Source organism: Epilithonimonas pallida (assembly GCF_900182975.1).
GTDB classification, from domain to species: Bacteria; Bacteroidota; Bacteroidia; order Flavobacteriales; family Weeksellaceae; genus Epilithonimonas; species Epilithonimonas pallida.
In genome coordinates this window covers 428,634-453,911 of the sequence record NZ_FXUO01000001.1, presented here as the reverse complement: position 1 = coordinate 453,911, position 25,278 = coordinate 428,634, and the positions used below count along the sequence as shown (strand labels likewise).

Genomic DNA, 25,278 nt, shown 5'->3' with positions numbered 1-25,278 from the left:
TCCATCTTCCATCATCAAACATTCAACATTCATCAAAAATGAACCATTTCATCTCCGTTTCCGAAGCTAAAAAAATAATCGAAACACAAATTTTTCGTACAGAAAAAGTGACGCTCTCAATTTTAGAAGCACAAGGTTCTTACACCTCAGAACCGATTTTTGCAACATTAGATGTTCCGTCTTTCGACAATTCTGCGATGGATGGTTATGGATTTAGATTTGATGATTTGGCAGATTTTTCAGAATTAAATGTCACTGAAATTATTCCAGCTGGGATTTCAAAAATCGATTTTGTTTTGAATAGAGGAGAAGCCGTGCGCATTTTTACGGGAGCAAAAATTCCTGATGGTGTCGATACCGTGATTATGCAGGAAAAAACGACCAGAATTGTCGACCGAATTCAATTTAATGATGATGAAATTTCAAAAGGTGAAAATATTCGTTTGAAAGGTTCTCAAACCAAAGTCGGAACAAAAATAATTGAAGAAAATACGTTGGTCAATCACGCAGTCATCGGGTTTTTGGCAGGATTTGGAATTGAGAAAATAGGAGTTTACAAAAAATTAAATATAGGACTTTTGTATACCGGAAATGAGTTAGTAGAAATAGGAAAACCACTTCTGGATGGCGAAATTTACAATTCTAATACGTACACGCTTCAATCAGCTTTATCTGAAATCAATCATCAGTTTTCGTTCGTCTATCACGTAGAAGATACTGAAGAAGCAACTTTTTCTGCTATAAAAAATGGCTTAGAAACGGTGGATATTTTATTAATTACTGGTGGGATTTCTGTCGGAGATTATGATTATGTGAAACCGGCTTTGGAAAAAATAGGTGTTTCAGAATTATTTTATAAAATAAGACAGAAACCCGGAAAACCTTTGTACTTCGGAAAACTTGAAGAGAAATTTGTTTTTGCGTTGCCCGGAAATCCCGCTTCTGTTTTTTCCTGCTATCATCAATATGTGAAGCCGTTTTTGCTCGGTTGTTTTGGACGAAAAGAGTTTGATGAAGAACAAGATTTTGCCATTTCGGAATCTTTTGCAAAGAAGAAAAACAAGGATCAAACCCAGTTTCTGAAAGCATTTTACACAAAAGGAAAAGTGCTCATTCTCAACGCACAGGAATCTTATAAAATGGATTCTGTAGCACAAGCCAACTGTTTGGTGGAGTTTCCCGAAGGCGCAACTGAAATCAACATCGGAGAAAAAGTCAAAATATGGAAAGTCTGAAAATCAAAGGCAGAATCTGGATTGAAACCGAATCCGGACTGAAAATCGGCATCGGAAGAGCCCGACTTTTAGAACAAATTGACGAGTTGGGTTCTATCACAGAAGCCTCAAAAATTTTGGAAATTCCGTATCGAAAGGCGTGGGGAATTGTGCGGGACATCAACGCCAATTCGTCCAAAGAAATCGTCATCAAAGAAGCAGGTGGGAAATCCGGTGGAAAAAGTTCACTCACAGATTACGGAAAAAAAATTGTGGAAAAATTCAAAACAGCCGAGGAATGTTTTATGAAATTTTCTGAAGATGAGATTTTTTGATGTTTAAAAATTTTAAATAAAATCAAAAAAATGAAAGCCATCATTTTAGCAGGAGGCAAAAGCTCCAGAATGGGACAAGATAAAGCCTCGATGATTTTGGGCGGAAAAACCTTGATACAGCACATTATCGATAATTTGTCTTTTGTTTTTGATGAGATTTTTATTTCAGGAAATCATTCAAATTATCCAATTTCGAAGGGCATTATTAAAGATGTTACAACACAAAAAGGTCCGATGGGTGGAATTCGCTCCGCCTTAGAATTTTGCCAGGAAGATATTTTTGTTTGCAGTTGCGATATGCCCTTCGTTTCTTCGGATTTGATTGAAAATATTCTTCAAAAAAAAGTAGAATACAGAATTAATGTCGTGCGTTTTGGCGAAAAAATATATCCGGTTGTGGGCATTTATCCTTTTTCGATTCTGAATGATTTAAAGAAAACCATCGAAAACGGAAACCTCAGAATGACGAGCTTTCTGGAACAACAAAACGCTCATTACATAGATTTTGAAGACAGTTTTGAGCATCAACTTTTAAATATAAATACGCCCGAAAATTTTAAAACTGCGGAAAAAATTATTAAATCTAAATTAAAATGAAACTAAAAATATTTGGAAAACTGGCCGATATTTTCCACGGAAACGAATACGATTTGGATTCTGAAAACGTAACGTCTGTTTTAGAATTAAAAGTAAAACTCTTCGAAAAATTCCCGGAATTGAAAGAATCAACTTTTTTAATTATCGTAAACGGCGTGAAAGCAAACGATAGCAAAATCATTTCCATACCATCAGAAATTGCCTTGTTACCGCCATATTCGGGAGGATAAAATTTAAAATTATGATGAATTTAGAAAGATACAACAGACAAATCATCCTTCCGGATTTTGGAATTTCTTCGCAAGAAAAATTGTTGAATTCTTCTGTGTTGGTGGTTGGTTCGGGAGGTTTAGGTTGTCCTGCGCTTCAGATTTTGGTTTCTTCGGGAATCGGGAAAATCGGGATTGTAGATTTTGATGTGGTTGAAATTCAAAATCTACATCGCCAGTTTTTGTTTGATGAAAAAGATATTGGTTTCCCCAAAGTTATCGTTGCCGAAAAACATCTGAAAAACAGAAATTCCGAAACCGAAATTGAAATTTTTAATGAAAAAATAACGACCAAAAATGTCATTCATTTAATTGAAAATTATGACGTTATCGCAGATTGTACCGATAATTTTGCAACCCGATATTTGCTGAACGACGCCTGCTATCTGATGAAAAAACCTTTGGTCTATGCATCTCTTTTTCGAGATGAAGGTCAGGTTTCGGTCTTCAATGTGGAGAAGGAAGATCAAATGACCAATTATAGAGATTTATTTCCGGTTCCGCCCAATCAGAGTGAAGTTCCAAATTGTAATGAAGCGGGAGTTTTGCCTACGCATTCGGCTGTTATCGGAACTTTTCAGGCGAATGAAGTCATCAAGTTATTAAGCGGTTCAGCCGAGACTTTGATTCATCAGTTACTGATTTTTAATACCAAAAATTATCAATCAATGAAAATTAAATTTAATGAAAATCAAGAAAAAGCGGGACCAAAAACCATCGAAGAATTTCAAAATTTTGATTATGAAGAATTCTGTAGTCTTAATAAAAATGATGAAATAAATTCATTTTCAGAACTTCAATCGTTTTTAAATCATGACAAAAGCATTTTGATCGATGTAAGAGAAGAGGACGAACAGCCTAAAATTATAGCAATGAAGATTTTAGAACTTCCATTTGGCACACTTGAAGAAAATTTGGAAAGATTGAATGGCTATACATCGATCTGTTTTGTATGTGTTTCAGGAATCAGGAGTCAGAAAGCGGTAAAACTTTTAAAAAATCATTTTCCGGATAAAGAAATAAAACATTTTAAATCAGGCATAAAATCAATTTTACAATGAAAAAAATCAAAGATATTTTTATCGAAGGTCCTATCAATCCAATATTCGTTGCTGAAAGCATTACCAAGCATACGGTCAAAACCACGATTGGCGGACACAGTATTTTTCTTGGTCAGATCCGCGAAGATATGATTGACAAGAAAAAAGTTCAAGCAATACATTTTACAGCTTACAAAGAAATGGCTCTTGAAAAGGCACATGAGATCCGTGAAGAGATTATTGCAAAATATGGGTTAACCTGTGCACATATTTACCATTCGTTGGGGGAAATCAAGGTGGGTGAAATCTGCCTCTTCGTTTTCACTTCAGCTGCGCATCGTAAGGAAGCCATCAACGCCTGTAATGAAATGGTTGATAGGATTAAGAAAGAAGTTCCTTTATGGGGCAAAGAAATACTGGAAGATAACTCTCACACTTGGAAAGAAAATAAACAATAAGTATATGGTTAATATTACTCATAAAAATAATACCCTCAGAAAAGCTATGGCTGAGGCTGTCCTGAGCGTTAGTTCACAAGAAACGATTGATGCGATTGTCAACAATTCTGTTCCGAAGGGCAATGTTTTTGAGATGTCAAAAACGGCGGGATTATTTGCTGCCAAAAAAACCAGTGATGTTATTCCTGATTGTCATCCTATTCCGATAGAATATACTTCCATACAATTTGAGATCAGAGATTTGGAAATTTATATCACATCTGAAATTCATACAATTTATAAAACCGGGGTAGAAGTCGAGGCGATGCATTCAGCTTCTGTTGTGGCACTCACAATGTATGATATGCTGAAACCGATTGATAAAAATATAGAAATCAGAAATATCAGACTGATCGAGAAAAAAGGTGGTAAATCAGACCTCAAGGATTCTGGAGTGGGAATTAACGCTTCCGTAATAGTTTGTTCAGACAGTATTTTTGCAGGGAAAAAAGAAGATAAAGCAGGAAAGGCGATTATTTCAGCATTGGAGAAAAACCTCGTGAGTATTGATGATTATATCATTATTCCTGACGAGATTGTGGAAATTCAAAGCAAAATAAACTTTTACGTCCAAAACGGAATTTCCCTTGTAATGATCACTGGAGGAACAGGTCTTTCGAAAAGAGATGTAACACCGGAAGCAGTTCGTCCGCTTTTAGAAAGAGAAATTCCCGGAGTTGCAGAAGCCATTAGAAATTACGGACAATTACGAACTCCTTATTCAATGCTTTCCAGAAGTATTGCCGGAATGATTGGTGAGACATTGGTCATTGCACTTCCTGGTTCTACAAAAGGAGCGGAGGAGTCAATGGATGCGATATTTCCTGGAATTTTACATATCTATAAAATAATAAATGGAGGCAAGCATTAAATCAAATGACATAAATCAGAATAATAAAAGACAAAACACTCTTTTATTTGAAATTCTAATCTTAAATTTGTCGTAATTCTATTATTAAAGAACAAAACGCCTAGTTAGAAAAGTTTTTTTATTTTTAAATAGAAGATAAAAAGATATTAATATTTTATTAAAAAATAAATGGATAAAAATCAATTTAAATCAGGACATCCTGTTCAAACTTATTTGATCGAAGAAGAAATAATTATTTCTTTGTTAGAAGAACTGAACAATACAAATGCAAACGAAGAATTTCAGAAGTTTTACAATCTTTTCAATCAACTGGCAACCGTTGAAAGACGATTTGAAAGAAAAGAAAATCAGCTGTTTCCGTTTTTAGAACAAAAAGGCTGGACAGGACCTTCCCGAAATATGTGGTCTTTCCACGACACGATTCGGGATATTTTTAGAATTATTAGAAAGAATATTGATGAAAAAGATTTAGATTCCGCCAAACAAAATGTAGAATACGCTGGTCAGAATTTGAAAAACCTGATGGATGTTGAAAAACGGGTTTTGTTCCCAAATGCAATGGATATTCTTACAGACGAAGAATGGATAAAAATGCGTGAGGGCGAAGACGAAATCGGCTGGATGCTGAGCGAATCGCCTGCAAAATATCCCGAAGAAAGCCAGTATGTACATCCTTCGGAAGACACCACTGTGAGAACTGACGTGGTTTATGATGAAAATGCATCACATTTTGACGAAGGTTATATGACGATTGAGCAAGTCAATCTTTTGTTTAGAACTTTGCCACTCGATTTGACCTATGTTGATGAAAATGACCGGGTTATTTTCTATAACCGAGGCGAAGAGCGCGTTTTCCCGAGAAGTGCAGGAATCATCGGTATAGAAGTGCGTTTTTGCCATCCACCGAAAAGTGTAGATACCGTTTTGAAAATTTTGGAAGAATTTCGAAAAGGCACACAGAATGAAGCTTCGTTTTGGTTCAATTATCGGGATAAACTGATTTATGTGAGATATTTTGCAGTTAGGGATTCCGAAAAAAATTATCGAGGGGTGATTGAGATGTCTCAGGATATTTCCGAGACCAAAAAAATTGAAGGCGAAAGAAGACTTTTGGAGTGGGAATGATAATTGTCATTTAAAATAAAATACTAATTTGTCTTTTATTTCAAATTAGATTTATATCTTTGCTATATAAAAATAACAAATGTTTTCTAAAACCTGCGAGTACGCCATCAGAGCTTTGATTTTCATCGCACAGAAGTCTAAAGACGGAAGTCGGGTAGGGATTAAAGATATATCAGCAGGAATAGATTCTCCGGAATATTTCATTGCAAAAATACTTCAGGATCTCAGTAGAAAAGATTTTGTGCAATCGGCAAAAGGACCCAACGGTGGTTTCTATATGGATGATGCCAATCTTGAACAGTCTGTAGCTGATATTGTGAGAGAAATAGATGGTGACAAACTATTTTCGGGTTGCGGTCTTGGTCTTAAAGAATGTTCGGAAGATCACCCTTGTCCTATCCATAAAGATTTTAAACACATACGACAGGAAATAAAAACAATGTTGGAAGAATCTAGAATTCAACTTTTTGTAGAAAATCTGGATTTAAAACTGACATTCCTAAAACAATAAAAAAAATTATTACAATAAAATACTAAAAGGTGTTTTTATCTTTTTAATTTATTGGTACTAAATGTTACTCAAATATTTCAGTTATGAAAAAGACATTCATCATCGCAACAGTTTTATCAGCTTTCATCAGTCTGAATTCCTGTAAACAAAACAATTCTACAAGCTCTGAAAATAATTCAGATACAGAAAAAATTAAAACAGACGGTTCCGTAGAACAGCAAAAATCTGTAGCACCGCCCAACGTGCCGGCTCCCGTTGGAGATCGTGCAGCAAAGAAAGTTATCGTTCGTCTTGAAACTATCGAGAAGACCGGCGAATTGGCAGACGGTACGCAATATAATTTCTGGACTTTCAACGGAACGGTTCCGGGAAGTTTTATCCGTGCAAGGGTAGGCGATGAAATCGAACTTCACTTAAAAAATAATGAAAACAATACATTCCCTCACAACATCGACCTCCACGCTGTTAATGGTCCCGGTGGCGGTGCAGAAGCCACTTTCGTAGCGCCGGGAACGGAAAAAGTTTTCAATTTTAAAGCACTGAATCCCGGACTTTACGTTTACCATTGTGCCACAGCTCCTGTAGGAATGCACATTGCCAACGGAATGTACGGTCTCATCCTTATCGAACCGGAAGGCGGACTGCCAAAAGTGGACAAAGAATACTACATTATGCAAGGCGATTTCTACACCAAAGGGAAATTTGGTGACAAAGGTCTTCAGGAATTCGATATGGATAAAGCCATTTCAGAACATCCGGAATATGTTGTATTTAACGGAAAAACCGGAGCTCTTTTGGGCGATGGCGAATTGCAGGCAAAAGTAGGTGAAACTGTACGTTTTTTCGTAGGAAACGGTGGCCCGAACCTTACGTCTTCTTTCCACGTGATCGGCGAAATCTTCGACAGAGTGTATATGGAAGGCGGCAGCAAAATCAATGAAAATGTACAGACCACGGTTATTCCTCCTGGTGGAGCGTCTATCGTAGAGTTCAAAGCAACCGTTCCCGGTGAATATGTAATTGTTGACCACGCAATTTTCAGAGCTTTCAACAAAGGAGCTTTAGGCAAAATTAAAGTTACAGGACCGGATAATCCTGCAGTTTATAAAAAGAATCCATAATTTTTTTCTTGTTTCATTGAGGTTTAGCAAATACAAAGCAATGAGAGTTTTTGTCTTCATTTGTGCAGTCATCCTGAATTTGGGTTTAGCTTCCTGTTCAGAGTCTCCCAAAAGTCATCCGAGTACGTCTGTTGCAGATCATCAGTTAGAATTCATTTCCAGTTCAAAAAAAATGATGAAAATAGACAGCGGATCGTACAGAGCTTTTATCGGAAAAGATTCTAACAATATAATTAAAGTAAAATCTTTTTATATTGATGACAGCCCGGTGACCAATGCAGAATATCTCACATTTCTGAAAGCTAATCCTCAATGGACCAGAAGCAAAGTGCTTCGGTTATACGCAGACAGCACTTACCTCAAACATTGGAAAGGCGATTATCAGCTTCCGGAAAAAATAAATCCCGACGCTCCCGTAACCAATGTTTCCTGGTTTTCAGCAGAAGCGTATGCCAAAAGTGTGGGCAAAAGGCTTCCAACAATAGAAGAATGGGAATATGTTGGACTTGCAGACCGCAGTTCTAAAAATGCTTCTGATAAACCTCATTTTACAGATTTTATACTTAGAGAATACCAACAGCGGAAAAGCAATATGAATAAAGTTGTAAGACAAGGTGAACCCAATTTTTACGGCGTTTACGATATGTACGGAATGGTTTGGGAATGGACGTACGATTTCAACTCGGTGATGATGAGCGGAGAATCCAGAAAAGACAATACCACCAACGAGTCTTTGTTTTGTGCCGGTGGCGCCATTACCGCTTCGGATCTTAGAAATTATGCTGCCTTTGTGCGTTATGCACTTCGCGGAAGTATCAAAGCTAACAACTGTCTCAACAATCTCGGTTTCCGATGTGCGAGAGATTTTAAAAATTAATCATAATGAAAAACTTACTTTATATTTTGTTGGCAATGGCAACTTTGTCCTGCAGCAAAAAAAACGAAGAAATAAGTCCCGATTCCATTTATAATGTCAGTTCCAAATGGGAGAAACAGGACGGTAAAACCATTACGTTTTCTGATATGAAAGGGAAAGTTCTGGTTACTGCAATGATTTTTACATCGTGTAAAACCGCTTGCCCGAGACTCACTGCCGAGATGAGAACCATCTCCCAAAAAGTAGGAAAAACCAATCCGGAAGACATCCAGTATGTTTTGATTTCCATTGATCCTAAAACCGATACGCCCCAAGTAATGAAAGCTTATCTGGATACCAATAAATTCGATGAAAAACAATGGACATTTATCCGAAGCAACGAGGATGATACGCGCGAACTCGCCAACGTAATGGCTGTTAAATACAAAGAAATTTCGCCGATAGAGTTTTCGCACTCCAATATCATTAGTGTCTATTCCAAAAAAGGAACTTTAGCTTACCAAAAAGAAGGTTTGGACTCCGGCGATGATGACCTTGTAAAAGAAATTAAAAAACAAATAGAATTATAAAATCAGAAATTATGAAACGATTATTTTTAGCAACATTAATGTTGTCCTTAGCCCAAATTTCCTGTTCCAAAAAAGAGGAAGCTCCAAAAGAAAAACCTCCAGTTGCAGATAATACATCTTATGAGCCGGATGCTTTTCCCACAGTGAAACCTGCCAATCCGGATAAACCGGTTGCAACAGACGATATTTCTGAAGGCAAGTCTTTAGTGGAAGGCTCTGACTGTCTCTCTTGTCACAAGATCGATGCAAAACTAGTAGGTCCTGCTTATCAAGATGTTGCTGCAAAATATACCGATGCAGATATTGATCATCTTGCTACAAAAATAATAGATGGTGGAAAAGGTGTTTGGGGCGAGATTCCGATGACGCCACACGCAGGATTGAGCAAAGAAAATGCACAGAAAATGGTAAAATATATTCTGTCTCTGAAAAAGTAGGGTAGAAGATGATAACCAAATGGGAACGAAAATTTTTTATGTCTTCAGTTCCCGCTTTTTTACGGCATTGCGAGTTTTAATTGTAGTTAGTTTTTAGTAGTTTATCCTTTCGCAATGCTGTAAAAGAGTATTAATTGTAATCCATTTCATTTAGAATTTGACATTAAAAAAACAAAAATTTTTAAAATAATAAAAGATAAAAAAGTATTAAATTATGAATATACAAACAGATTTTATAGGAGACATCGTAGCAGCAGATTTCAGAACCGCAGCAATCTTTAAAAAGTACGGCATTGATTTTTGCTGTAAAGGCGGAAGAACAATAGAGGAAGCTTGTAGTCCGAAGAGTTTGGATAAAGATCAAATCTACTCAGACATAGAAAATCTTCCGAAAACGGATGGAAATTCTATCGATTTCAACAGTTGGCCCTTGGATCTTTTGGCAGATTATGTGGAGAAAACACATCACCGTTATGTGGAAGAAAAAACGCCAGTTCTACAACAGTTTTTAGATAAATTATGCAAAGTTCACGGTGGCGCACATCCGGAGTTATTCGAAATTAGAGATTTGTTTTTTGCGTCTGCACAGGATCTGGGCGCACATCTGAAAAAAGAGGAACTGATGCTTTTCCCATTCATCAAAAATATGGTGAAAGCCAAGATTGATGGCAGTGCTATTCCGCAGCCGCCTTTCGGAACAGTAGAAAATCCGGTAAATATGATGAAGCACGAACATACCGTGGAAGGGGAACGCCTACGACAAATTGCAGAACTCACAAACGAATATACGCCGCCAGCCGATGCCTGCAACACCTACAAAGTGACATTTGCAATGCTTCAGGATTTCGAGAACGATTTACACCAACATATCCATCTGGAAAATAATATCCTTTTCCCAAAATCTATCGAGTTGGAGAAAGAGTTTTCAGTGGAACATTAAGCATCAAAACAAAAATATATGACACCTAAAAAGTTATGGACGTGGCTTGCAGCCGTTATTATTGGTTCCTTTGCTGTCCTCATTTTCTTCGGCGTGGAGATTTACAGGAAAATTCCGCCCGTTCCCGATAATGTGGTGACCACCGATGGTAAAGTGATAGCTACCGGACAAGACATCAAAGACGGTCAGAATGTTTGGCAATCTATCGGCGGGCAGACTGTCGGTAGTATTTGGGGACACGGAGCCTATATTGCACCTGATTGGAGTGCCGATTATCTCCATCGTGAATCTTTGCTTCTTCTGGAAGAACTGGCTAAAAAAGAGGGGAAAGTCTATAAAGATTTACCGGATGACGAGCAGGCAAAATATCAGGTATTACTGAAAAAAGAACTTCGTAAAAATACCTTAGACGAAGCCACCAATACAATTGTGATTTCTCCTGAAAGAGCAAAAGTACAGGCAGAACTGGCAGATTATTACGCTAAAATATTTATGAATGCTCCGGAAATGGCAAAACTGAGAGATCAGTACGCCATCCCGAAAAATACGGTAAAAACTCCGGAAAGAATGGCAAAAATGAATGCCTTTTTCTCTTGGGCAGCCTGGGTTTGCATCACGGATCGTCCTGGTGATGATGTAACGTACACCAACAACTGGCCACACGATGAACTGATTGGCAATGTACCACCGCCATCGTTACACCTTTGGTCCGGTTTCAGTGTGCTGATGTTGCTGGGTTGTGTAGGTCTGCTGGTATTTTACCACGCCCGAAACAAGGAGGAAGAAATCAATTCAAGCGAGATGCTGCCTTTGGAAGATCCGCTCAGAAATATGAAACCAACACCTTCTATGAGAGCAACGCTGAAATATATATGGGTAGTGGCATTACTGATTTTGGTTCAGATGCTTGCAGGCGTTATTACTGCCCATTACGGAGTAGAAGGCAGTGCTTTTTACGGTATTCCGTTGGATGAGGTTCTTCCGCAATCCATTTCCAGAAGCTGGCACGTTCAGTTGGCGATTTTCTGGATTGCAACTTCCTGGCTCGCTACTGGTTTATATATTGCTCCTGCCGTTTCGGGTTACGAACCGAAATATCAGGTTTTAGGTGTCAATGTATTGTTCGGAGCGTTGCTGATTGTGGTTTTCGGTTCTTTGGCGGGACAATGGCTTGGCGTGATGCAGAAATTAGGTTATGTAGATAATTTCCTTTGGGGACATTCCGGTTACGAATATGTAGAACTGGGTAGAATTTGGCAGATCTTATTGTTAGTAGGGTTAATTCTTTGGTTAATTCTTATGGTAAGAGCACTTTTACCCGCATTGAAAAAGAAAGATGGTGACAGACATTTACTATTATTGTTCACACTTTCCGCAGTAGCAATTGCCCTATTCTATGGAGCCGGATTGATGTACGGAAGACAAACCCATATGGCCATTGCAGAATACTGGAGATGGTGGGTGGTTCACCTTTGGGTAGAAGGATTCTTCGAAGTTTTTGCAACCGTTGTAGCAGCCTTTTTATTTACAAGATTGGGATTATTAAGATTAAAGGCAGCAACTCATGCTGTATTATTTTCAACCATTATTTTCCTAGCGGGAGGTATTTTGGGAACGTTCCACCACTTGTATTTCAGTGCGACGCCAACAGCAGTTTTGGCTTTGGGAGCTACATTCAGCGCACTTGAAATTGTTCCTTTGGTTTTAATTGGGTTTGAAGCTTATCAAAATTATCAGATCAGTAAATCTACCAAATGGATCAAAGCATACAAATGGCCAATCTACTGTTTCATCGCCATGTGTTTTTGGAATTTCCTTGGTGCAGGTATTTTCGGGTTTGCCATCAATCCACCGATTGCATTGTACTATATTCAAGGACTCAATACAACCGCAGTTCACGGCCACGCCGCACTGTTCGGAGTGTATGGAATCTTGGGAATTGGTTTGATGATGTTTATGTTGAGAGGATTATATCCTGACAGAGAATGGAATGATAAACTCATCGGCTGGGCATTTTGGCTAACAAATATCGGATTGTTAGTAATGGTAACCATCAGTTTGTTGCCGATAGGAATTATGCAATCCGTAGCCTCTATTAAAGAAGGATATTGGTACGCTCGTTCCGCAGAATTTATGCAGACCGATATGATGCATACTTTACGTTGGCTACGTGTTCCCGGTGACATTTTACTGGCGCTAGGAGAGATGCTGTTGGTAATTTTCATTATCGGACTGAAAACCGGCTGGTCGCTTAAAGAGAAAAGATAAAATATGATTAAAAGCAGGAACCGTCATCTTATTTTGGCGGTTCTTTTTCATTAATTTTAAAGATTAAATATCAATAAAAATTCAATCCTATGAAAAGAAACGAAAATCTCGTACCCTTATCCCGAGACCATCATTTTGGTTTGCTTTGTTGCTGGAAAATCCGCCAGGGCATCAAAAAAGAGGTTTCTTACGAACGCATCAAGAATTACATTAATTATTATTGGGAAAAGAATCTTCATAACCATTTCAAGACTGAAGATGATGTGCTTCCAGAATTGTCGAACGAGGGTTTACAGAACCAAATGGAGAAAGAACATCGCGAAATTAGCTGTTTAATTGGAAGTATCAATCAATCAAATAACCAACAGTTGCTATCAGATTTTGCTGATGCTTTATACAAACATATCCGTTTTGAGGAAAGAAGTGTTTTTCCTTATCTTGAAGAACATCTTTCCGATGAACAGATGGATACAATAGGTTTAGAATTAAACCAACATCATCACAAAGAAGATGATGATTATGAGGATGAATTTTGGAAATGATTATCAATTTTAAAAAATAAATCAATGGAAATCGTATTAAAAAGAGTGTACGAAGATGCTTCTCCCGAAGATGGTTACCGTGTTTTGGTAGATCGGATTTGGCCAAGAGGAATCTCAAAAGAAAAAGCCGCTTTGGATGAATGGGACAAAGATCTTGCACCATCAACAGCGCTTCGGGAGTGGTTTCATCACGATCCTTTGCTTTGGGAAGAGTTTTCCCGGAAATATAAAGAAGAACTTTTGGAGCAAAATCCCGGAAAACCTTTCCTGGAAAAAAATGGGCAACAGGAAAAAATAACGCTGGTTTATGCAGCAAGGGATGAAAAACATTGTCATCCTTTGGTTTTGAAAGACTATCTGGAACAATTGCTCAACAACAAATCAAAAAAATAACTTTGATATTAAATTAAAAACTTTGATATTAAATTAAAAACTTTAACTGAAATGAATCATACTTTAGGAGAATATCTTTATCTGGCAATGGGAGAGTGCAACGGGCACAAAGTGGTAATGGGAATTGGATACACCTACGAATATGCCGACAAAAAAGCAAAACAGTTCGAAGAAGCAAGCCAAGGAAAAGTAAAATATATTGATGTTTCAGTCGTAAAATCTGGTGACAAAGAAAAATGCAAGACTTTAGAAAGACAAGTTTAAATCTTCATTTTTCGATCATTTGTTTTTGGATTTTCAATCGATAATCATACCTTTGAAAAGGATAAGAAAGTCTTATTTTGAATCTTTCTTTTCGCATAATTTATGAGCAATTGGATATATTTGAAACTGTTAGTCTGTACAATTTTAATGTCAGTTATGATGTTGAATTGTAAAAAAAAAGAACCAAATTCATCTGAAAAATCCACTCAAAATTCTTTCATTTCCGTTGCGGCGGCAGCTAATCTTAGGGACGTTTTAGAAGATTTAAAACAAATTTACATCAAAGAAAATCCTGATAAAAAAGTAGAAATTACTTTTGGTTCTTCTGGTTTGCTGGTTCAGCAGATCTTAAATGGTGCACCTTTCGATTTGTTTTTATCTGCCGATACTCAATTTCCGGAAAAATTAAAAAGTGCTGGGAAAAATTATGGAAATCCTAAAATTTACGCTTATGGAAAGGTCGTTTTGTGGAGCTTGAAAAAGGACGTTTCTAAAGGTTTGGATTTGTTGCAAAATCCTGAAATAAATAAAATTGCCATCGCAAATCCTGAGCTCGCTCCATATGGAAAAAATACAGTCGAAGCTTTAAAAAAATCAGGATTATATTCCAAAATTGAAAACAAAATCGTTTGGGCAGAAAACATCAGTCAAGTCGCACAATTTGCGTCGACAGGAAACGCAGATGTAGGTTTCATCGCACTTTCCAATGCTAAAAATAAAGAAATGATGAGGCGAGGAAATTTCTATGAATTATCTGAAAAAGAATGCGCGCCGATTGCCCAAAGCGGAATCGTTTTGAAAGGCAAAAGCCAAACTGAATCTCAAGATTTTTTTGATTTCATCAATTCGGAAAAAGCAAATGAAATTTGGAAACGTTACGGTTATCAAACCAAAATTTCAAAATAAATGCTCGACCAAGACTTCATTTACACCTTGCTCCTCACTGGGAAATTAGCGCTAATTACCACGGTAATCCTCATTCTCATTGGAATTCCGGTTGCGTATTGGCTTTCCTATTCTCGGTTTAAACTGAAATTCATTGCAGAAACTTTAATTTCAATGCCGATGGTTTTGCCACCAACAGTGATGGGATATTATCTTTTGGTCGCCTTCAGTCCGGAAAATGCTTTCGGGAATTTTCTTCAAAAATATTGTGATGTTCGGCTCGCTTTTTCGTTCCAGGGAATTGTGATTGCAAGTATCATTGCCAATCTTCCGTTTATGATTCAGCCATTGCAGAACGGGTTTTCGGCTTTGAATGATGATTTGCGACAAGCTTCCTACACAATGGGAAAATCGAAAATAGTTACTTTATTCAAAGTCCTTATTCCAAATATAAAAAAATCTGTTATCACTGGAGTTGCGCTCACTTTTGCCCACTGTATCGGCGAATTTGGCATCGTGATTATGGTTGGCGGAAATATTCCCAAAGAAACCAGGATCGCTTCAGTTGCGATTTACGACCAGGTTCAGGCGCTCAATTTTGAGGCTGCTAACCGTTATGCATTCGTGCTTTTCATCCTTTCCTTTCTTATTTTATTGTTGATTTACAGCATTAACCGAAAAACTAATTTTACCACATTCCGATGATTGAAATTCAGATAAGACATCAAATTTTTACTTCGTCAGGAAATAAATTTCTTGAGGTGAATGAGCGGATTTCAGAAGGAAGTTTTGTGCACGTTTCAGGCGATTCCGGGATTGGAAAAACCACTTTTTTCAAAATACTTTCGGGATTGATTGATCCGGATTTTGGTTTCATTAAATTAAATGATAAAATCTTGCTGGATACTGCCAATAAAATATTTCTACCACCTCAAAAACGAAATATTTCACTGATGTTTCAGAATTACGCCTTGTTCCCAAATATGACTGTGAAACAAAATATCGCTTTCGCACAAACGGAAAAAGACGAAAATATCGTTGATGAATTATTAGAAAATTTTGCCCTCAAAACCTTCGAGAATACATCGCCTTCTAAACTTTCTGGCGGACAACAGCAAAGGGTTGCATTGGCAAGAACTTTAGCCCAAAATGCTGAAATTGTTTTGCTCGATGAACCATTTTCTGCAGTAGATATTGCGATGCGAAAAGTGATGTTAAATGAATTATTGGAGTTTAATAAAAACAATAATTCCACATTATTTGTCATCAGTCATAGTGAAGAGGAATTTGAAAGTTTTTCAACATACAGTTTGAATATCATTTAATTAAAATCATAATTTTCAGCTTTAGATTCCATTAAAAATCCAAGGATTTTAACAAAATTAATTGTTAAAAATTAAAATAATACAAAAATGTCTTATTTGTGATTTCTATCACATCTTTATTTTTATTCAGTATAATAAAAACTATTTCTTTGTAAAAAAATTTATACTTATGAAAGTAAAATCACTTGTAGCTCTTGTATTGGGCTTATTCATTTTTAGTTCTTGTAACAGTAGTGATGATAGAGAAGAAGACATTGCATCAGCAGGAGAAATCAAAACGCATCAGGTTTTAGATGCCAGATCTTATACCAATTCGGTTTATTTTTCATTTTCAAAAAATGAAATTGTAACCGTTACCGATGTTCAAGCTGACAAAAATTGGGACATTATCGCTTACGAATTGGAAAATGGAGAAATTATTTATATCCCTGAGTAATTAATGAAGAATTTTAGTATTTGGTTAAAACTTTGCGTTTTCAATTTCTTTGTTGTGTCGGTTGTCGGCGTGATGATGAGGTACAATATGGCTTTTTCTTTACCAGGATTAACGCACAAATTTACGCAGGAAGCGCATTCGCATTTTGCTTTTTATGGCTGGGTTTCAGCAAGTATTTATCTTTTTGTTACGAAATATTTGAGTGAAATTTCCGAAAAAATAAACTTCAAAAAATACCAATTTTTAATGATTGCTAACCAAATCGGTTCGTATGGAATGTTGTTCACTTTTCTTTATGGAGGCTATTTTTGGTTGTCAATCATATTTGCGTCAATTGCTTTGTTTACGGGATTTGCGTATTTTATATTTTTATTAATTGATACAAAATCAAATAGAAATCCTGAAATAATCTGGTTAAAATCAGGTGCTTTTTTTACCACAATTTCTGCAATTGGAATTTTTGGGTTGGCTTATTTTTCTTCCCGAAAAGATGAATTTGAAGTGCTTTTTAGAGCCTCAACTTATTTTTATCTGCATTATCAGTACAATGGATTTTTTCTGTTTTCGTGTGTCGGTTTGCTTATGATTTCATTAAAAAAGTACGGCATTCAAATCTCAGAAAACTTGAATAAAACTATATTTTTCCTTTTATTCATCGGTTGTTTTTTCGGTTACGGACTTTCAATTTTATGGACAGAAATTCCTGATTTGTTGTATGGATTTTTTACCATAGTTTCACTCATTCAACTTTTAGGAGCGTGGAAACTTTGGAGTTTTGTTTGGAAAAATCGATCGAAATTCTCAGAAAATCATTTCATTCAAAAATTATTATTGGCAGTTGTCGGATTTTCTTTTTTAATGAAGTTTATCTTGCAAATTGCTTCTGCTATCCCGTCTTTAGGCATTTATGCATTCAACAGCATCAATATTGTCATTGCGTATTTGCATTTGGTTTTACTATTGGGAATTAGTCTTTTTCTAATATGGAAAATAGTAGATTTGGACTATTTTAAATTTGATAAAACAGTGAATTGTGGTATTTTATTAATGGTTTTCGGTATTGTTTTAAATGAAATCATCTTGTCATTGGCAGCTATTTTTTCCATCTTTTATATTCCGTTTTTGAGTGCAAAATATTGGTTGCTATTTGCCTCAGTTATCATTATGATTTCAATCGGTTCTTTTATCAAATCTTTAAAAGTAGACTAACTTTTTGGTAATTTCATAATCTTTTGATTCTCATTGATGTTATCGTCAATTTTCTCATATTATTTTTATTGAATTATCGATGGTTTTGATGGTGAAATTAGTATGATATAAATCCTTTTTTTCGTGCTTAAAAAATGTTGTTATTCTTGACATAACAACCTCTGAAAATCTTAAATTTGTTAGGACTTTCAGCACGGTTATTTTCTCTTGTAACTACTATGAAATGTCGGAACTCAAACAATTAATTCAATTTATAAATAATGAACAAAAAACCTGCACACAACTTTTATATTCCTGTGATGGGACTCGCTTACACAATCGATAGTCCAATCCGTGTTGCTCAATTTGGGATTTCATCTGTAGTTTCAATTATAGATGACGAAATTGTTGAGAGAATGCGAGATTTTTACAGTAAAAAATTCAATTTCGATTTTAAAGAAATTTCAATTAAATCTGAAGACCACAGAGCGGAGAGAATCACGGCTTATCTGGATATGATGGACGATATTGTGACCAAAAAGTTTAAGGATTTCAAAGAGGAAATTTCGAAAAATACAGAAACTCTCAAACAGTTTATCGGAATGTTGCCAAGCACTTCCGGCTTGAAAGATGGTTTGCAAAATATCCTCAATAAAAAAGATAATCTGGCGGAAAGCATCAAAAATTTCGTTGATAATCATTTAAATCCAGGTGAAATAGATGTGAATATTATGACGAAAGTAGACAAGGATAATTTTGTGAAAAATGTTCAGCTTCCAACGATTTATAATGATGCACACGCTTCTTTGCGAGGTTTTGCCAATAGCAAATTGTCGTCATCCGTCATTTTTTCTGCCGGAATGAATCCAAGATTGTATAGTTATCTGGAAGAGTTTGAAGATTTTTTTCCTAATGAAAATGGTGAATTGAAAAAGAAAATCATTCTTAAAGTCAGCGATTTTCGCTCTGCGATGATTCAGGGGAATTTTCTTGCGAAAAAAGGACTTTGGGTTTCAGAATACAGAATTGAATCTGGACTAAACTGCGGTGGACACGCCTTCGCAACCGACGGACTTCTTATGGGGCCAATTATGGAAGAATTCAAACAAAAGAAAAACGAGCTTCAAGCTTCGGCTTTTGCTCTCTGGAAATCAGCCTTGGAGCAGAAAGGGAAAATGACAACTTCCGAACCTTTGGAAACCAGAATTTCTGTGCAAGGTGGTGTTGGAACTTCTGAAGAACACGAGTTTCTTTTGACCACATATAATGCAGACAGTGTGGGTTGGGGTTCGCCATTTTTGCTGGTTCCAGAGGCAACTTCTGTGGATCAGGAGACCAGGAACCTTTTGATAAATGCAAAAGAAGAAGATTATTACCTGAGCAATATGTCGCCATTGGGAGTTCCGTTTAACACAATCAGAGGCACGAGCAATGATGAAATCAAGGATATGAATATTTCAAATCAAAAATTTGGGAGTTCTTGTCCAAAGAAATTTTTGGCGCTCAGCAAAGAATTTACACCTAAAGGAACTTGTACGGCTTCCAAAAAATATCAGGATATAAAACTGAGTGAATTGAAAACTAACAGGTTAAAATTGACTGATAAACAATACGAGAAACAGAAGCAAAACATTACAGAAAAATCTTGTCTTTGTGTTGGACTTGCAAATTCTGCATATTTGGAGTTAGATATCCCGGTAAAAGGGGAGAAGCAAGGTGTTGTTATTTGTCCGGGACCGAATCTTAGTTTTTTTGATAAAGAGGTTTTACTTTCGAAAATGGTTCGTCATATTTATGGTTATGAGAATGTTTTATCAGATGATCGACGTCCTCATTTGTTCATCAATGAATTGAAACTGTATGTCGATTATTTTAAGAATGAAATTCTGGAATTCTCTGAAGAAATCACCAAATCTCAGGTGAAAAAGTGGGAGATTTTCAAAGGAAATTTGCTGAAAGGAATTGCTTATTACGAAGAACTTTTTGCCGAAACCAATTATTTCAAACCAAAATTAGATTCTATTTTTTCTGACTTAAAATCTTTCAAACTGAAATTGAATCAAATCAAAATTCCTCAATTATAATAACTGAATTCATAAATCACTTGGCACACCCATCATCTGCATCACGCTTCCAAGATCTTTTAAATCTTTGATTTTGTACTTGAACATAATCAGTACCTTTTCTTTTACAGCAACCGCAAGATGGTGGATAGGGCAAGGGTTATCTCCATTACACTGTTTAAGTCCTAAGAGGCAGGAAGTAAGAACTTCTTTTCCCTCGAAATTTTCATAAATATCTTTGATTGTCAGGTTTTCAAATTGTTCATCAGTCAGAAAAAAACCGCCCCCTTTTCCTTTTCCTGAAGAAATCAATTGTTTTTTGGTCAGCTGCTGCAAAATTTTTGAAGTAAAATAAGTGGGCGTTCCTATTTGTTCTGAAATATCAATAATTCCTATCTTTTTCCTCTCGGTTGCAAGAACTATACAGGCTTTAATTGCGTATTGACAAGTATTGGAAAATATCAACATTGATTTTAATTAATAATTTAATCTAGACCCTCAGATTTATTACTCTGAACAGAATAGAATGTAAAAATACAAAATCTTTATCTATGATTTTCCTGTTTGTTAGATGTGAGTAAAGTTTTAAATCAATTGAACGAATCTTCAGCATGTTTAACATTATTTTAATTCCGCATATAATTTCGATGTTAAGAATGTGATGGTAAATTTATATACGGATCTTAAATCGATACACTAGATAACAAAAAAATCCACCAAAACTTTTGGTCGATTTTTTTGTTGAAAGAAAGGAATGTAATAAAGGTTATTTCAGCCTGAAATTCGGTGCAATCTTCAAACCGATCCAAGTCCAGGTTTGTAAGTTTTTTGGTTCCGGAACATTTTTAAGAAACTTCATACTTTCTCCTGAAAACATAAACGAATGTCCTAGATTAGCTGTGATGACTTTCCCAACTTTTTGCGTGAAAACCAAATCTAATTCGGTTCCTAAATAATTGGAATATTTTTCTCCCAAATTATTTAAGCCCAATTTTCCATTGGATGTAAATGCGTGAAAATTGGCTTGAAGATTAGAATTTGAGTTAAATTTATAAGTAGATTTCAGATAATAATCGTTCAAGCCAAAACTGTTGAAATGATTTGTCCCGAAATAAAAATAATCCATAAAACCATTATAAAGATGATTAGTTCCGTACAGAGGACTGAAAGATCTATTCTTGCCGGCTTCCGTATCAAAACTTCTTCCGGAAAGCCATTCTGTTCCCAAAACCACGTTAAATTTCGGTATGATGATGAAGTCTGAATTTACAGAAAATTGATAAGCAGATTTACTTTGAGCGGCTGTATTTTTTCCGGTTTGATAATAAGCAGAACCAAAAAAACCGAAATTTTCAAAATATTTTTTTGAGTTAATTCCTACGGTCAACATATCGTAATGTGTACCAGACGGGTTTTGTAAAACCTGGTTCAAAGCGATTGCGGAGAACTGTAACTTGTTTTTTCCTGTGTATTGGTAATGGATGATTTGTAGATATTTTGTGATTTCTCCGGCTTCTGTAATATTATAAACTTCTTTGTCGGGAAGGTCATTCGCGTCATTGTCGTCATTATTGTAAGTAATAACGGTTTCTAATTTTGAACTCGGAGTTAATTTGAAAATACCTTTTAAAGCATCAAAACTTCGTCCCTGCATTGCCCAATCCAATGCCCCAATTAATCGTTCGTTGTCGTAAGAAAGAATTTGCCGTCCCAATTTTAAGGCAAATCGTTCTGAAAATTGATAATTGGCCCAAGCCTCATTCAGAATAAAATTCTGATTTTTACTTGCAGTAGAAGAGGTTTCACCCCAAGTTCTTACGTCTTGTGCAGAAATGTAAACTTCCAGATTTTTATAGTAATAATCAATTCCGAAACGAGCTCTTGATACAACCGTCGTTTCTGCTGATTTTCCTTTTGGGATTAGCGTTCTTGCTCCGTTATCCAGTTCGGCTCTTGTTCTGAGGTCAATGTTCATTTTCAGGCTGTCGACTTGTGCATTTGTGATTCCAAAAGCAAAGACCAGAAAGCTGATGGCGATTTTAGTTTTATACATCTTCTTATTATTCGGTGGTTATTTTATAGGTTTTATGACAAGCAACACAGTTGTTGAGCAATTGATTGAGCTTTTCCTGAGTTAGTTGGCGGTCGTATTTCTTTTTTGCCATTTTTGCCATCACATCAAAAAGTTCGTGAGTTTGAAAGCCCATTTGTTTAAATTCAAACGGTAAAGATTTTACAAGACCTTGTGGCACCGCATCCACTTTGCAGGTTCCGGATTGTTGTCCGACTTTTGCAATGATTTCAGGATCATTTTTAGCAATTCCTTCGTTGATCTTTTGGACGCTTTCCAGAAAACCTCTCATTTCTGCCATAACAAACTCCCGGTTTTCTTTTGCCATTTTGATTTCATATCTTCCCTCTTTTTCAGCAATTACCTTTTCACCCTTGAAAAAAAATTGATAGATCAATCCCGCATTCAGAGCGATAGATATCAACAGTAAAACTGAAGTTATTTTCTTTTGCATTACAATTTTTTAAATTAATAAACGAGCTTAAAGGAAATACTAGCAAGGTCTTTCACATCCTTTTTTTGTATAGAAATGCCAGTTGACGGCGGTTGCACAAACACATCCTACCACCAAAAACCAAAAGAATAATCTGGAATCTCCAGTCAATGCTCTGGATTGTGTGATCAAAATATTAAATACGAAAGGACCAAATGCAGCCACTGCTGCTGTCCAGCCGATAACACCTGCTGCTTTTCTCGGTGATTCTGAAAAAATAACTGGAAACTGTTTGAAAGTCGCTGCATTACCTATACCTGTGAAGAAAAATATGGCTAATACTATGAGAAGAAATCCCTGAAATTGATCCGGTGAAGTTGGGGTCAGGTAACCGCCAAGAATCAATCTGGAAATTAAAATTATCAATGATATTCCTGTAAAATGGGTCAGATATGCTCCACCGATCTTGTCCGCAACTTTTCCAAAAATAACTCTGGATGCTGAACCGATAAGGGGACCGTAGAAAGCGAACTGCAAAGGGTCAATGCTTTTATCCAAAGGCGTGTAAAGATTTTTTATCATCAGGGGGAAGGCCGCAGAAAATCCTGCAAAAATTCCGAAGGTCATTATGTAGGTCATCGTACAATACAAGGTGTGACGGTCTTTGAAAATATCCAGCTGCTCTTTGAAAGAAGCTTTTACGGGAATACTTTTTAATGAAAACCAAGCCCAAATTCCAACGATCAATAAAGGAATCACATAGATAAATGCAGTATTTTCCAGGTAGATCGTTTTTCCGGTTTCCACGATGATTTCACCGCCGCCTAAAAATGAGAACAGTGTAAGACTCATAATCAAAGGAGAGAGTAGCTGTACCAGACTTACCCCAAAATTACCGACACCTGCCTGGATTCCGAGTGCTGTTCCTACCTCCTTTTTAGGGAAAAATAATGAAGTAGACGGCATGAAGGATGAAAAATCTCCACCTCCAATCCCTAATAAGAATCCTATCAGCATAAAATAAGTGAATGATGTTTGGGGATTCATCACAGCAAATCCTAACATTAAAAGAGGAATTATTTTGATCAGTGAACTGATTGAAATAACTTTTCTTGTTCCGTATATGGGAATTAGAAATGTATTGACGATTCTTAGAATACCACCCGCCAGTCCGGGCATAGCGGCCATCCAGAAGAGCTGGTCATCTGTGAATTGAAAACCGATGTGCGGAAGTTTGATAACGATAACACTGTAAAGAAACCAGGTTGCGAAAGAGAAAGTAAGTGCAGCTGTGGTGATGGCCAAAGTTTTCCAAGCTATCTTTTTCCCACTGCGTTTCCAAAATTCTTCATTTGACGGATCGTAGTCCGTTAACCAATTTGACTCGTTCATATTGTAGTAATTTATTCTTTTAGTTTATTTTAATCTTTGTTGTTGTTGACGTGCTCAATTCTGTCTTTAAGATGCGGTGCAGCATTGTTTGTCATTTTTTTAATAACCTGATTCATCCAGAACAATGAGATAGCGGAAATAAGAAATACGAAAATCCATGAACTGGTCCATAACCCTGAAAAATCTAATAAATATCCAAAAAGGATAGGACCAATAAATCCGCCTAGACCACCAATTAATCCAACCATTCCGCCGACAACACCGACTTCATTCGGAAAATATTCAGGGATATGTTTATAAACTGCTGCTTTACCGATTCCCCACATAATGCCGATGAGAATCACCAAGATTGAGAAAACCCAGATGTGTGCTTCAAATTTGATCAATGTGACACCTTGTGCCAAAAGCTGCTTTTTCTGTACGCGCTCGTTTTGTTTTACTAAAATTTCCTGCCATGAAAAGGATTCGGGTAATACTGAAGTTTGTTGGGGAATCTCAGGTTTTGCACTGATAGCAAATTCGGCATTATCAAGAATGATCTTTTCATTTCCAAAACTTTTTACGATTCCTGTTTTTTTTGCTGTGATGCCTTTTCCGGGAGTTAGAATCTCCATTTTCGGAAGCATTAGAAGTCCGCTTAAAATCAGTGAAGAGTATAAGACCCAGTACATCACTTTTCTAGCACCGAATTTATCTGAAAGATAACCGCCAAAAGCGCGGATAACGCCACTGGGTAAGCTGAAGGCTGATGCCAAAAGTCCTCCTAAAACCAATGAGGTTTTGTAGACACTCACATAGTAAGGCATCAACCACTGAGAGAAAGCGACAAATAAGCCGAATACTAAAAAATAATAAAGACCAAATCGCCAGACTCTCATGTTCGAGAGAGGTTCGAGAAGTTGTTTTGTAGACTTGTTTTGTGCGGTAACTTTCTTATTTTTCACAAAGAGTAGAAAGATGCATCCTATGATGACCAATGTAATTCCATAGAGTATGGGAAGCATTCTCCATCCATTCTCTGGGTCTTCGGCAGATAGATAATTAAGTAGAGTGGGGGCAAAAAATGTGGTTAAGGCAGCGCCTGAATTTCCCATCCCAAATATTCCCAAGGCACGTCCCTGCCATTCTTTTGGATACCAAGCTGATGTAAAGGCAATTCCTACGGCAAAACCTGTCCCAATCATTCCGAATAAGGCACTTAGCAGAAAGTAGATCCAATAGGAATCTGCAAAATAGAGTAGGAACAATGGAACACTGCAAAGAAGTAGTAGGGTTGAAAATACAGGTTTTCCACCGTATTTATCAGTTAAAATTCCCAAGGGTAATCTCATAATGGAGCCCGTAAGAATGGGAATTCCGAGCAGCCAGCCAGTTTCGACGACTGACCAGTTGAAAATATTATTATCTACGAGATAAGTTACGAGAACTCCGTTCAATGTCCAGCAAGCAAAACAAATGGTAAAAGCCAGTGTATTTAATACTAGAATTTTGTGAGCGGAAGATAAATTTGCATCCATTGATTGTCTTTTTTTAGATGTTTATTATTTCTTCAGCAAAGATATTATAAATAAGACATTTTTGTCTTATTTTGATTTTTTTTTCTATTTTTGTGTCA

The 25,278-nt window shown here is 36.4% G+C and carries 29 protein-coding genes; 24 read left to right on the top strand and 5 right to left on the bottom strand.

Annotated elements, in window-relative coordinates; genetic code table 11:
• Positions 1–38 precede the first annotated feature (38 nt).
• From QOL71_RS01915 to QOL71_RS01800, 24 genes are all read left to right on the top strand, one after another.
• Entirely contained in the window at positions 39–1,235 is a 1,197-nt protein-coding gene (locus QOL71_RS01915) for a molybdopterin molybdotransferase MoeA (protein ID WP_076781659.1), read from the top strand.
• The gene (locus QOL71_RS01910) at positions 1,223–1,549 is read left to right on the top strand and encodes a winged helix-turn-helix domain-containing protein (RefSeq protein ID WP_076781657.1); all 327 of its coding nucleotides are present in this window, start codon (positions 1,223–1,225) and stop codon (positions 1,547–1,549) included. Before QOL71_RS01915 ends, QOL71_RS01910 begins: the two co-directional genes overlap by 13 nt.
• Before the next feature lie 30 nt (positions 1,550–1,579).
• Complete coding sequence (locus QOL71_RS01905) at positions 1,580–2,146, top strand: molybdenum cofactor guanylyltransferase (RefSeq protein WP_076781655.1); 567 nt, start codon at positions 1,580–1,582, stop codon at positions 2,144–2,146.
• Positions 2,143–2,376, top strand: a complete 234-nt coding sequence (locus QOL71_RS01900; protein ID WP_273077446.1) for a MoaD/ThiS family protein — start codon at positions 2,143–2,145, stop codon at positions 2,374–2,376. Before QOL71_RS01905 ends, QOL71_RS01900 begins: the two co-directional genes overlap by 4 nt.
• 11 nt (positions 2,377–2,387) lie before the next feature.
• The gene (locus tag QOL71_RS01895) at positions 2,388–3,476 is read left to right on the top strand and encodes a HesA/MoeB/ThiF family protein (protein ID WP_283415301.1); all 1,089 of its coding nucleotides are present in this window, start codon (positions 2,388–2,390) and stop codon (positions 3,474–3,476) included.
• Positions 3,473–3,913 (top strand): molybdenum cofactor biosynthesis protein MoaE, encoded by a 441-nt coding sequence (locus QOL71_RS01890; protein WP_076781651.1) that lies wholly within the window; start codon positions 3,473–3,475, stop codon positions 3,911–3,913. The genes QOL71_RS01895 and QOL71_RS01890 overlap by 4 nt, the downstream gene beginning before the upstream one ends.
• Before the next feature lie 4 nt (positions 3,914–3,917).
• Positions 3,918–4,823 (top strand): bifunctional molybdenum cofactor biosynthesis protein MoaC/MoaB, encoded by a 906-nt coding sequence (gene moaCB, locus QOL71_RS01885; RefSeq protein WP_002978652.1) that lies wholly within the window; start codon positions 3,918–3,920, stop codon positions 4,821–4,823.
• 168 nt (positions 4,824–4,991) lie between these two features.
• A complete protein-coding gene (locus tag QOL71_RS01880) occupies positions 4,992–5,948 on the top strand; it encodes a DUF438 domain-containing protein (protein WP_273077441.1) in 957 nt (318 codons plus the stop codon).
• 79 nt (positions 5,949–6,027) lie between these two features.
• Entirely contained in the window at positions 6,028–6,459 is a 432-nt protein-coding gene (locus QOL71_RS01875) for an RrF2 family transcriptional regulator (RefSeq protein WP_273077439.1), read from the top strand.
• An 83-nt stretch (positions 6,460–6,542) separates the two neighbouring features.
• Positions 6,543–7,580 carry a copper-containing nitrite reductase gene (nirK, locus tag QOL71_RS01870; RefSeq protein WP_336717002.1) on the top strand — a complete coding sequence of 346 codons (1,038 nt, stop codon included), beginning with the start codon at positions 6,543–6,545 and terminating at the stop codon, positions 7,578–7,580.
• A gap of 40 nt (positions 7,581–7,620) precedes the next feature.
• Positions 7,621–8,457 carry a formylglycine-generating enzyme family protein gene (locus QOL71_RS01865; RefSeq protein ID WP_273077437.1) on the top strand — a complete coding sequence of 279 codons (837 nt, stop codon included), beginning with the start codon at positions 7,621–7,623 and terminating at the stop codon, positions 8,455–8,457.
• Between the two features lie 5 nt (positions 8,458–8,462).
• Positions 8,463–9,026 carry an SCO family protein gene (locus QOL71_RS01860; RefSeq protein WP_273077435.1) on the top strand — a complete coding sequence of 188 codons (564 nt, stop codon included), beginning with the start codon at positions 8,463–8,465 and terminating at the stop codon, positions 9,024–9,026.
• A gap of 11 nt (positions 9,027–9,037) precedes the next feature.
• Positions 9,038–9,463 carry a c-type cytochrome gene (locus QOL71_RS01855; protein WP_273077434.1) on the top strand — a complete coding sequence of 142 codons (426 nt, stop codon included), beginning with the start codon at positions 9,038–9,040 and terminating at the stop codon, positions 9,461–9,463.
• Between the two features lie 214 nt (positions 9,464–9,677).
• On the top strand, positions 9,678–10,403 hold the full coding sequence (ric, locus tag QOL71_RS01850) for an iron-sulfur cluster repair di-iron protein (RefSeq protein WP_283415300.1): 726 nt from the start codon (positions 9,678–9,680) through the stop codon (positions 10,401–10,403).
• A gap of 18 nt (positions 10,404–10,421) precedes the next feature.
• Positions 10,422–12,671: a nitric-oxide reductase large subunit gene (locus tag QOL71_RS01845; RefSeq protein ID WP_002978665.1), complete on the top strand. Its 2,250-nt coding sequence runs from the start codon at positions 10,422–10,424 to the stop codon at positions 12,669–12,671.
• A gap of 89 nt (positions 12,672–12,760) precedes the next feature.
• On the top strand, positions 12,761–13,213 hold the full coding sequence (locus tag QOL71_RS01840; protein ID WP_273076193.1) for a hemerythrin domain-containing protein: 453 nt from the start codon (positions 12,761–12,763) through the stop codon (positions 13,211–13,213).
• A gap of 24 nt (positions 13,214–13,237) precedes the next feature.
• Positions 13,238–13,606 (top strand): DUF488 domain-containing protein, encoded by a 369-nt coding sequence (locus QOL71_RS01835; protein ID WP_002978667.1) that lies wholly within the window; start codon positions 13,238–13,240, stop codon positions 13,604–13,606.
• A gap of 51 nt (positions 13,607–13,657) precedes the next feature.
• Positions 13,658–13,870 (top strand): hypothetical protein, encoded by a 213-nt coding sequence (locus tag QOL71_RS01830; RefSeq protein WP_002978668.1) that lies wholly within the window; start codon positions 13,658–13,660, stop codon positions 13,868–13,870.
• 156 nt (positions 13,871–14,026) lie between these two features.
• On the top strand, positions 14,027–14,776 hold the full coding sequence (gene modA, locus QOL71_RS01825) for a molybdate ABC transporter substrate-binding protein (RefSeq protein WP_273076187.1): 750 nt from the start codon (positions 14,027–14,029) through the stop codon (positions 14,774–14,776).
• Positions 14,777–15,460, top strand: a complete 684-nt coding sequence (gene modB / locus QOL71_RS01820; RefSeq protein ID WP_273076185.1) for a molybdate ABC transporter permease subunit — start codon at positions 14,777–14,779, stop codon at positions 15,458–15,460.
• The gene (locus QOL71_RS01815; protein WP_283415299.1) at positions 15,457–16,080 is read left to right on the top strand and encodes an ATP-binding cassette domain-containing protein; all 624 of its coding nucleotides are present in this window, start codon (positions 15,457–15,459) and stop codon (positions 16,078–16,080) included. Before modB ends, QOL71_RS01815 begins: the two co-directional genes overlap by 4 nt.
• Before the next feature lie 169 nt (positions 16,081–16,249).
• The gene (locus tag QOL71_RS01810) at positions 16,250–16,516 is read left to right on the top strand and encodes a hypothetical protein (RefSeq protein ID WP_273076180.1); all 267 of its coding nucleotides are present in this window, start codon (positions 16,250–16,252) and stop codon (positions 16,514–16,516) included.
• 3 nt (positions 16,517–16,519) lie between these two features.
• Positions 16,520–17,725 (top strand): hypothetical protein, encoded by a 1,206-nt coding sequence (locus QOL71_RS01805; RefSeq protein WP_273076178.1) that lies wholly within the window; start codon positions 16,520–16,522, stop codon positions 17,723–17,725.
• A gap of 260 nt (positions 17,726–17,985) precedes the next feature.
• A complete protein-coding gene (locus QOL71_RS01800; protein WP_273076176.1) occupies positions 17,986–19,788 on the top strand; it encodes a hypothetical protein in 1,803 nt (600 codons plus the stop codon).
• Positions 19,789–19,797: 9 nt separating this feature from the next.
• Here the strand turns inward: QOL71_RS01800 and QOL71_RS01795 are convergent, their stop codons facing one another.
• The 5 genes from QOL71_RS01795 to QOL71_RS01775 all read right to left on the bottom strand — a co-directional run bounded on the left by QOL71_RS01795 (position 19,798) and on the right by QOL71_RS01775 (position 25,180).
• Positions 19,798–20,235 carry an RrF2 family transcriptional regulator gene (locus QOL71_RS01795; protein WP_002978675.1) on the bottom strand — a complete coding sequence of 146 codons (438 nt, stop codon included), beginning with the start codon at positions 20,233–20,235 and terminating at the stop codon, positions 19,798–19,800.
• Between the two features lie 298 nt (positions 20,236–20,533).
• Positions 20,534–21,820, bottom strand: a complete 1,287-nt coding sequence (locus tag QOL71_RS01790) for an alginate export family protein (protein WP_283415298.1) — start codon at positions 21,818–21,820, stop codon at positions 20,534–20,536.
• A gap of 7 nt (positions 21,821–21,827) precedes the next feature.
• Positions 21,828–22,292 (bottom strand): hypothetical protein, encoded by a 465-nt coding sequence (locus QOL71_RS01785; protein ID WP_273076170.1) that lies wholly within the window; start codon positions 22,290–22,292, stop codon positions 21,828–21,830.
• Between the two features lie 39 nt (positions 22,293–22,331).
• Positions 22,332–23,663 (bottom strand): MFS transporter, encoded by a 1,332-nt coding sequence (locus QOL71_RS01780; protein ID WP_002978678.1) that lies wholly within the window; start codon positions 23,661–23,663, stop codon positions 22,332–22,334.
• A gap of 29 nt (positions 23,664–23,692) precedes the next feature.
• Positions 23,693–25,180: an MFS transporter gene (locus QOL71_RS01775; RefSeq protein ID WP_047096974.1), complete on the bottom strand. Its 1,488-nt coding sequence runs from the start codon at positions 25,178–25,180 to the stop codon at positions 23,693–23,695.
• Positions 25,181–25,278 lie beyond the last annotated feature (98 nt).

What these genes read in the sequence shown, in the direction of transcription:
- QOL71_RS01835 (WP_002978667.1), top strand. Translation starts at nt 13,238, where the DNA reads ATGGAAATCGTATTAAAAAGAGTGTACGAAGATGCTTCTCCCGAAGAT.
- QOL71_RS01845 (WP_002978665.1), top strand. Translation starts at nt 10,422, where the DNA reads ATGACACCTAAAAAGTTATGGACGTGGCTTGCAGCCGTTATTATTGGT.
- ric (WP_283415300.1), top strand. Translation starts at nt 9,678, where the DNA reads ATGAATATACAAACAGATTTTATAGGAGACATCGTAGCAGCAGATTTC.
- QOL71_RS01865 (WP_273077437.1), top strand. Translation starts at nt 7,621, where the DNA reads ATGAGAGTTTTTGTCTTCATTTGTGCAGTCATCCTGAATTTGGGTTTA.
- QOL71_RS01905 (WP_076781655.1), top strand. Translation starts at nt 1,580, where the DNA reads ATGAAAGCCATCATTTTAGCAGGAGGCAAAAGCTCCAGAATGGGACAA.
- QOL71_RS01785 (WP_273076170.1), bottom strand. Translation starts at nt 22,292, where the DNA reads ATGCAAAAGAAAATAACTTCAGTTTTACTGTTGATATCTATCGCTCTG.
- QOL71_RS01855 (WP_273077434.1), top strand. Translation starts at nt 9,038, where the DNA reads ATGAAACGATTATTTTTAGCAACATTAATGTTGTCCTTAGCCCAAATT.
- QOL71_RS01895 (WP_283415301.1), top strand. Translation starts at nt 2,388, where the DNA reads ATGATGAATTTAGAAAGATACAACAGACAAATCATCCTTCCGGATTTT.
- QOL71_RS01910 (WP_076781657.1), top strand. Translation starts at nt 1,223, where the DNA reads ATGGAAAGTCTGAAAATCAAAGGCAGAATCTGGATTGAAACCGAATCC.
- QOL71_RS01780 (WP_002978678.1), bottom strand. Translation starts at nt 23,663, where the DNA reads ATGAACGAGTCAAATTGGTTAACGGACTACGATCCGTCAAATGAAGAA.
- QOL71_RS01915 (WP_076781659.1), top strand. Translation starts at nt 39, where the DNA reads ATGAACCATTTCATCTCCGTTTCCGAAGCTAAAAAAATAATCGAAACA.
- QOL71_RS01805 (WP_273076178.1), top strand. Translation starts at nt 16,520, where the DNA reads ATGAAGAATTTTAGTATTTGGTTAAAACTTTGCGTTTTCAATTTCTTT.
- QOL71_RS01775 (WP_047096974.1), bottom strand. Translation starts at nt 25,180, where the DNA reads ATGGATGCAAATTTATCTTCCGCTCACAAAATTCTAGTATTAAATACA.
- modA (WP_273076187.1), top strand. Translation starts at nt 14,027, where the DNA reads ATGATGTTGAATTGTAAAAAAAAAGAACCAAATTCATCTGAAAAATCC.
- QOL71_RS01840 (WP_273076193.1), top strand. Translation starts at nt 12,761, where the DNA reads ATGAAAAGAAACGAAAATCTCGTACCCTTATCCCGAGACCATCATTTT.
- QOL71_RS01815 (WP_283415299.1), top strand. Translation starts at nt 15,457, where the DNA reads ATGATTGAAATTCAGATAAGACATCAAATTTTTACTTCGTCAGGAAAT.
- QOL71_RS01890 (WP_076781651.1), top strand. Translation starts at nt 3,473, where the DNA reads ATGAAAAAAATCAAAGATATTTTTATCGAAGGTCCTATCAATCCAATA.
- QOL71_RS01795 (WP_002978675.1), bottom strand. Translation starts at nt 20,235, where the DNA reads ATGTTGATATTTTCCAATACTTGTCAATACGCAATTAAAGCCTGTATA.
- QOL71_RS01900 (WP_273077446.1), top strand. Translation starts at nt 2,143, where the DNA reads ATGAAACTAAAAATATTTGGAAAACTGGCCGATATTTTCCACGGAAAC.
- QOL71_RS01790 (WP_283415298.1), bottom strand. Translation starts at nt 21,820, where the DNA reads ATGTATAAAACTAAAATCGCCATCAGCTTTCTGGTCTTTGCTTTTGGA.
- nirK (WP_336717002.1), top strand. Translation starts at nt 6,543, where the DNA reads ATGAAAAAGACATTCATCATCGCAACAGTTTTATCAGCTTTCATCAGT.
- QOL71_RS01800 (WP_273076176.1), top strand. Translation starts at nt 17,986, where the DNA reads ATGAACAAAAAACCTGCACACAACTTTTATATTCCTGTGATGGGACTC.
- QOL71_RS01830 (WP_002978668.1), top strand. Translation starts at nt 13,658, where the DNA reads ATGAATCATACTTTAGGAGAATATCTTTATCTGGCAATGGGAGAGTGC.
- moaCB (WP_002978652.1), top strand. Translation starts at nt 3,918, where the DNA reads ATGGTTAATATTACTCATAAAAATAATACCCTCAGAAAAGCTATGGCT.
- QOL71_RS01810 (WP_273076180.1), top strand. Translation starts at nt 16,250, where the DNA reads ATGAAAGTAAAATCACTTGTAGCTCTTGTATTGGGCTTATTCATTTTT.
- modB (WP_273076185.1), top strand. Translation starts at nt 14,777, where the DNA reads ATGCTCGACCAAGACTTCATTTACACCTTGCTCCTCACTGGGAAATTA.
- QOL71_RS01880 (WP_273077441.1), top strand. Translation starts at nt 4,992, where the DNA reads ATGGATAAAAATCAATTTAAATCAGGACATCCTGTTCAAACTTATTTG.
- QOL71_RS01860 (WP_273077435.1), top strand. Translation starts at nt 8,463, where the DNA reads ATGAAAAACTTACTTTATATTTTGTTGGCAATGGCAACTTTGTCCTGC.
- QOL71_RS01875 (WP_273077439.1), top strand. Translation starts at nt 6,028, where the DNA reads ATGTTTTCTAAAACCTGCGAGTACGCCATCAGAGCTTTGATTTTCATC.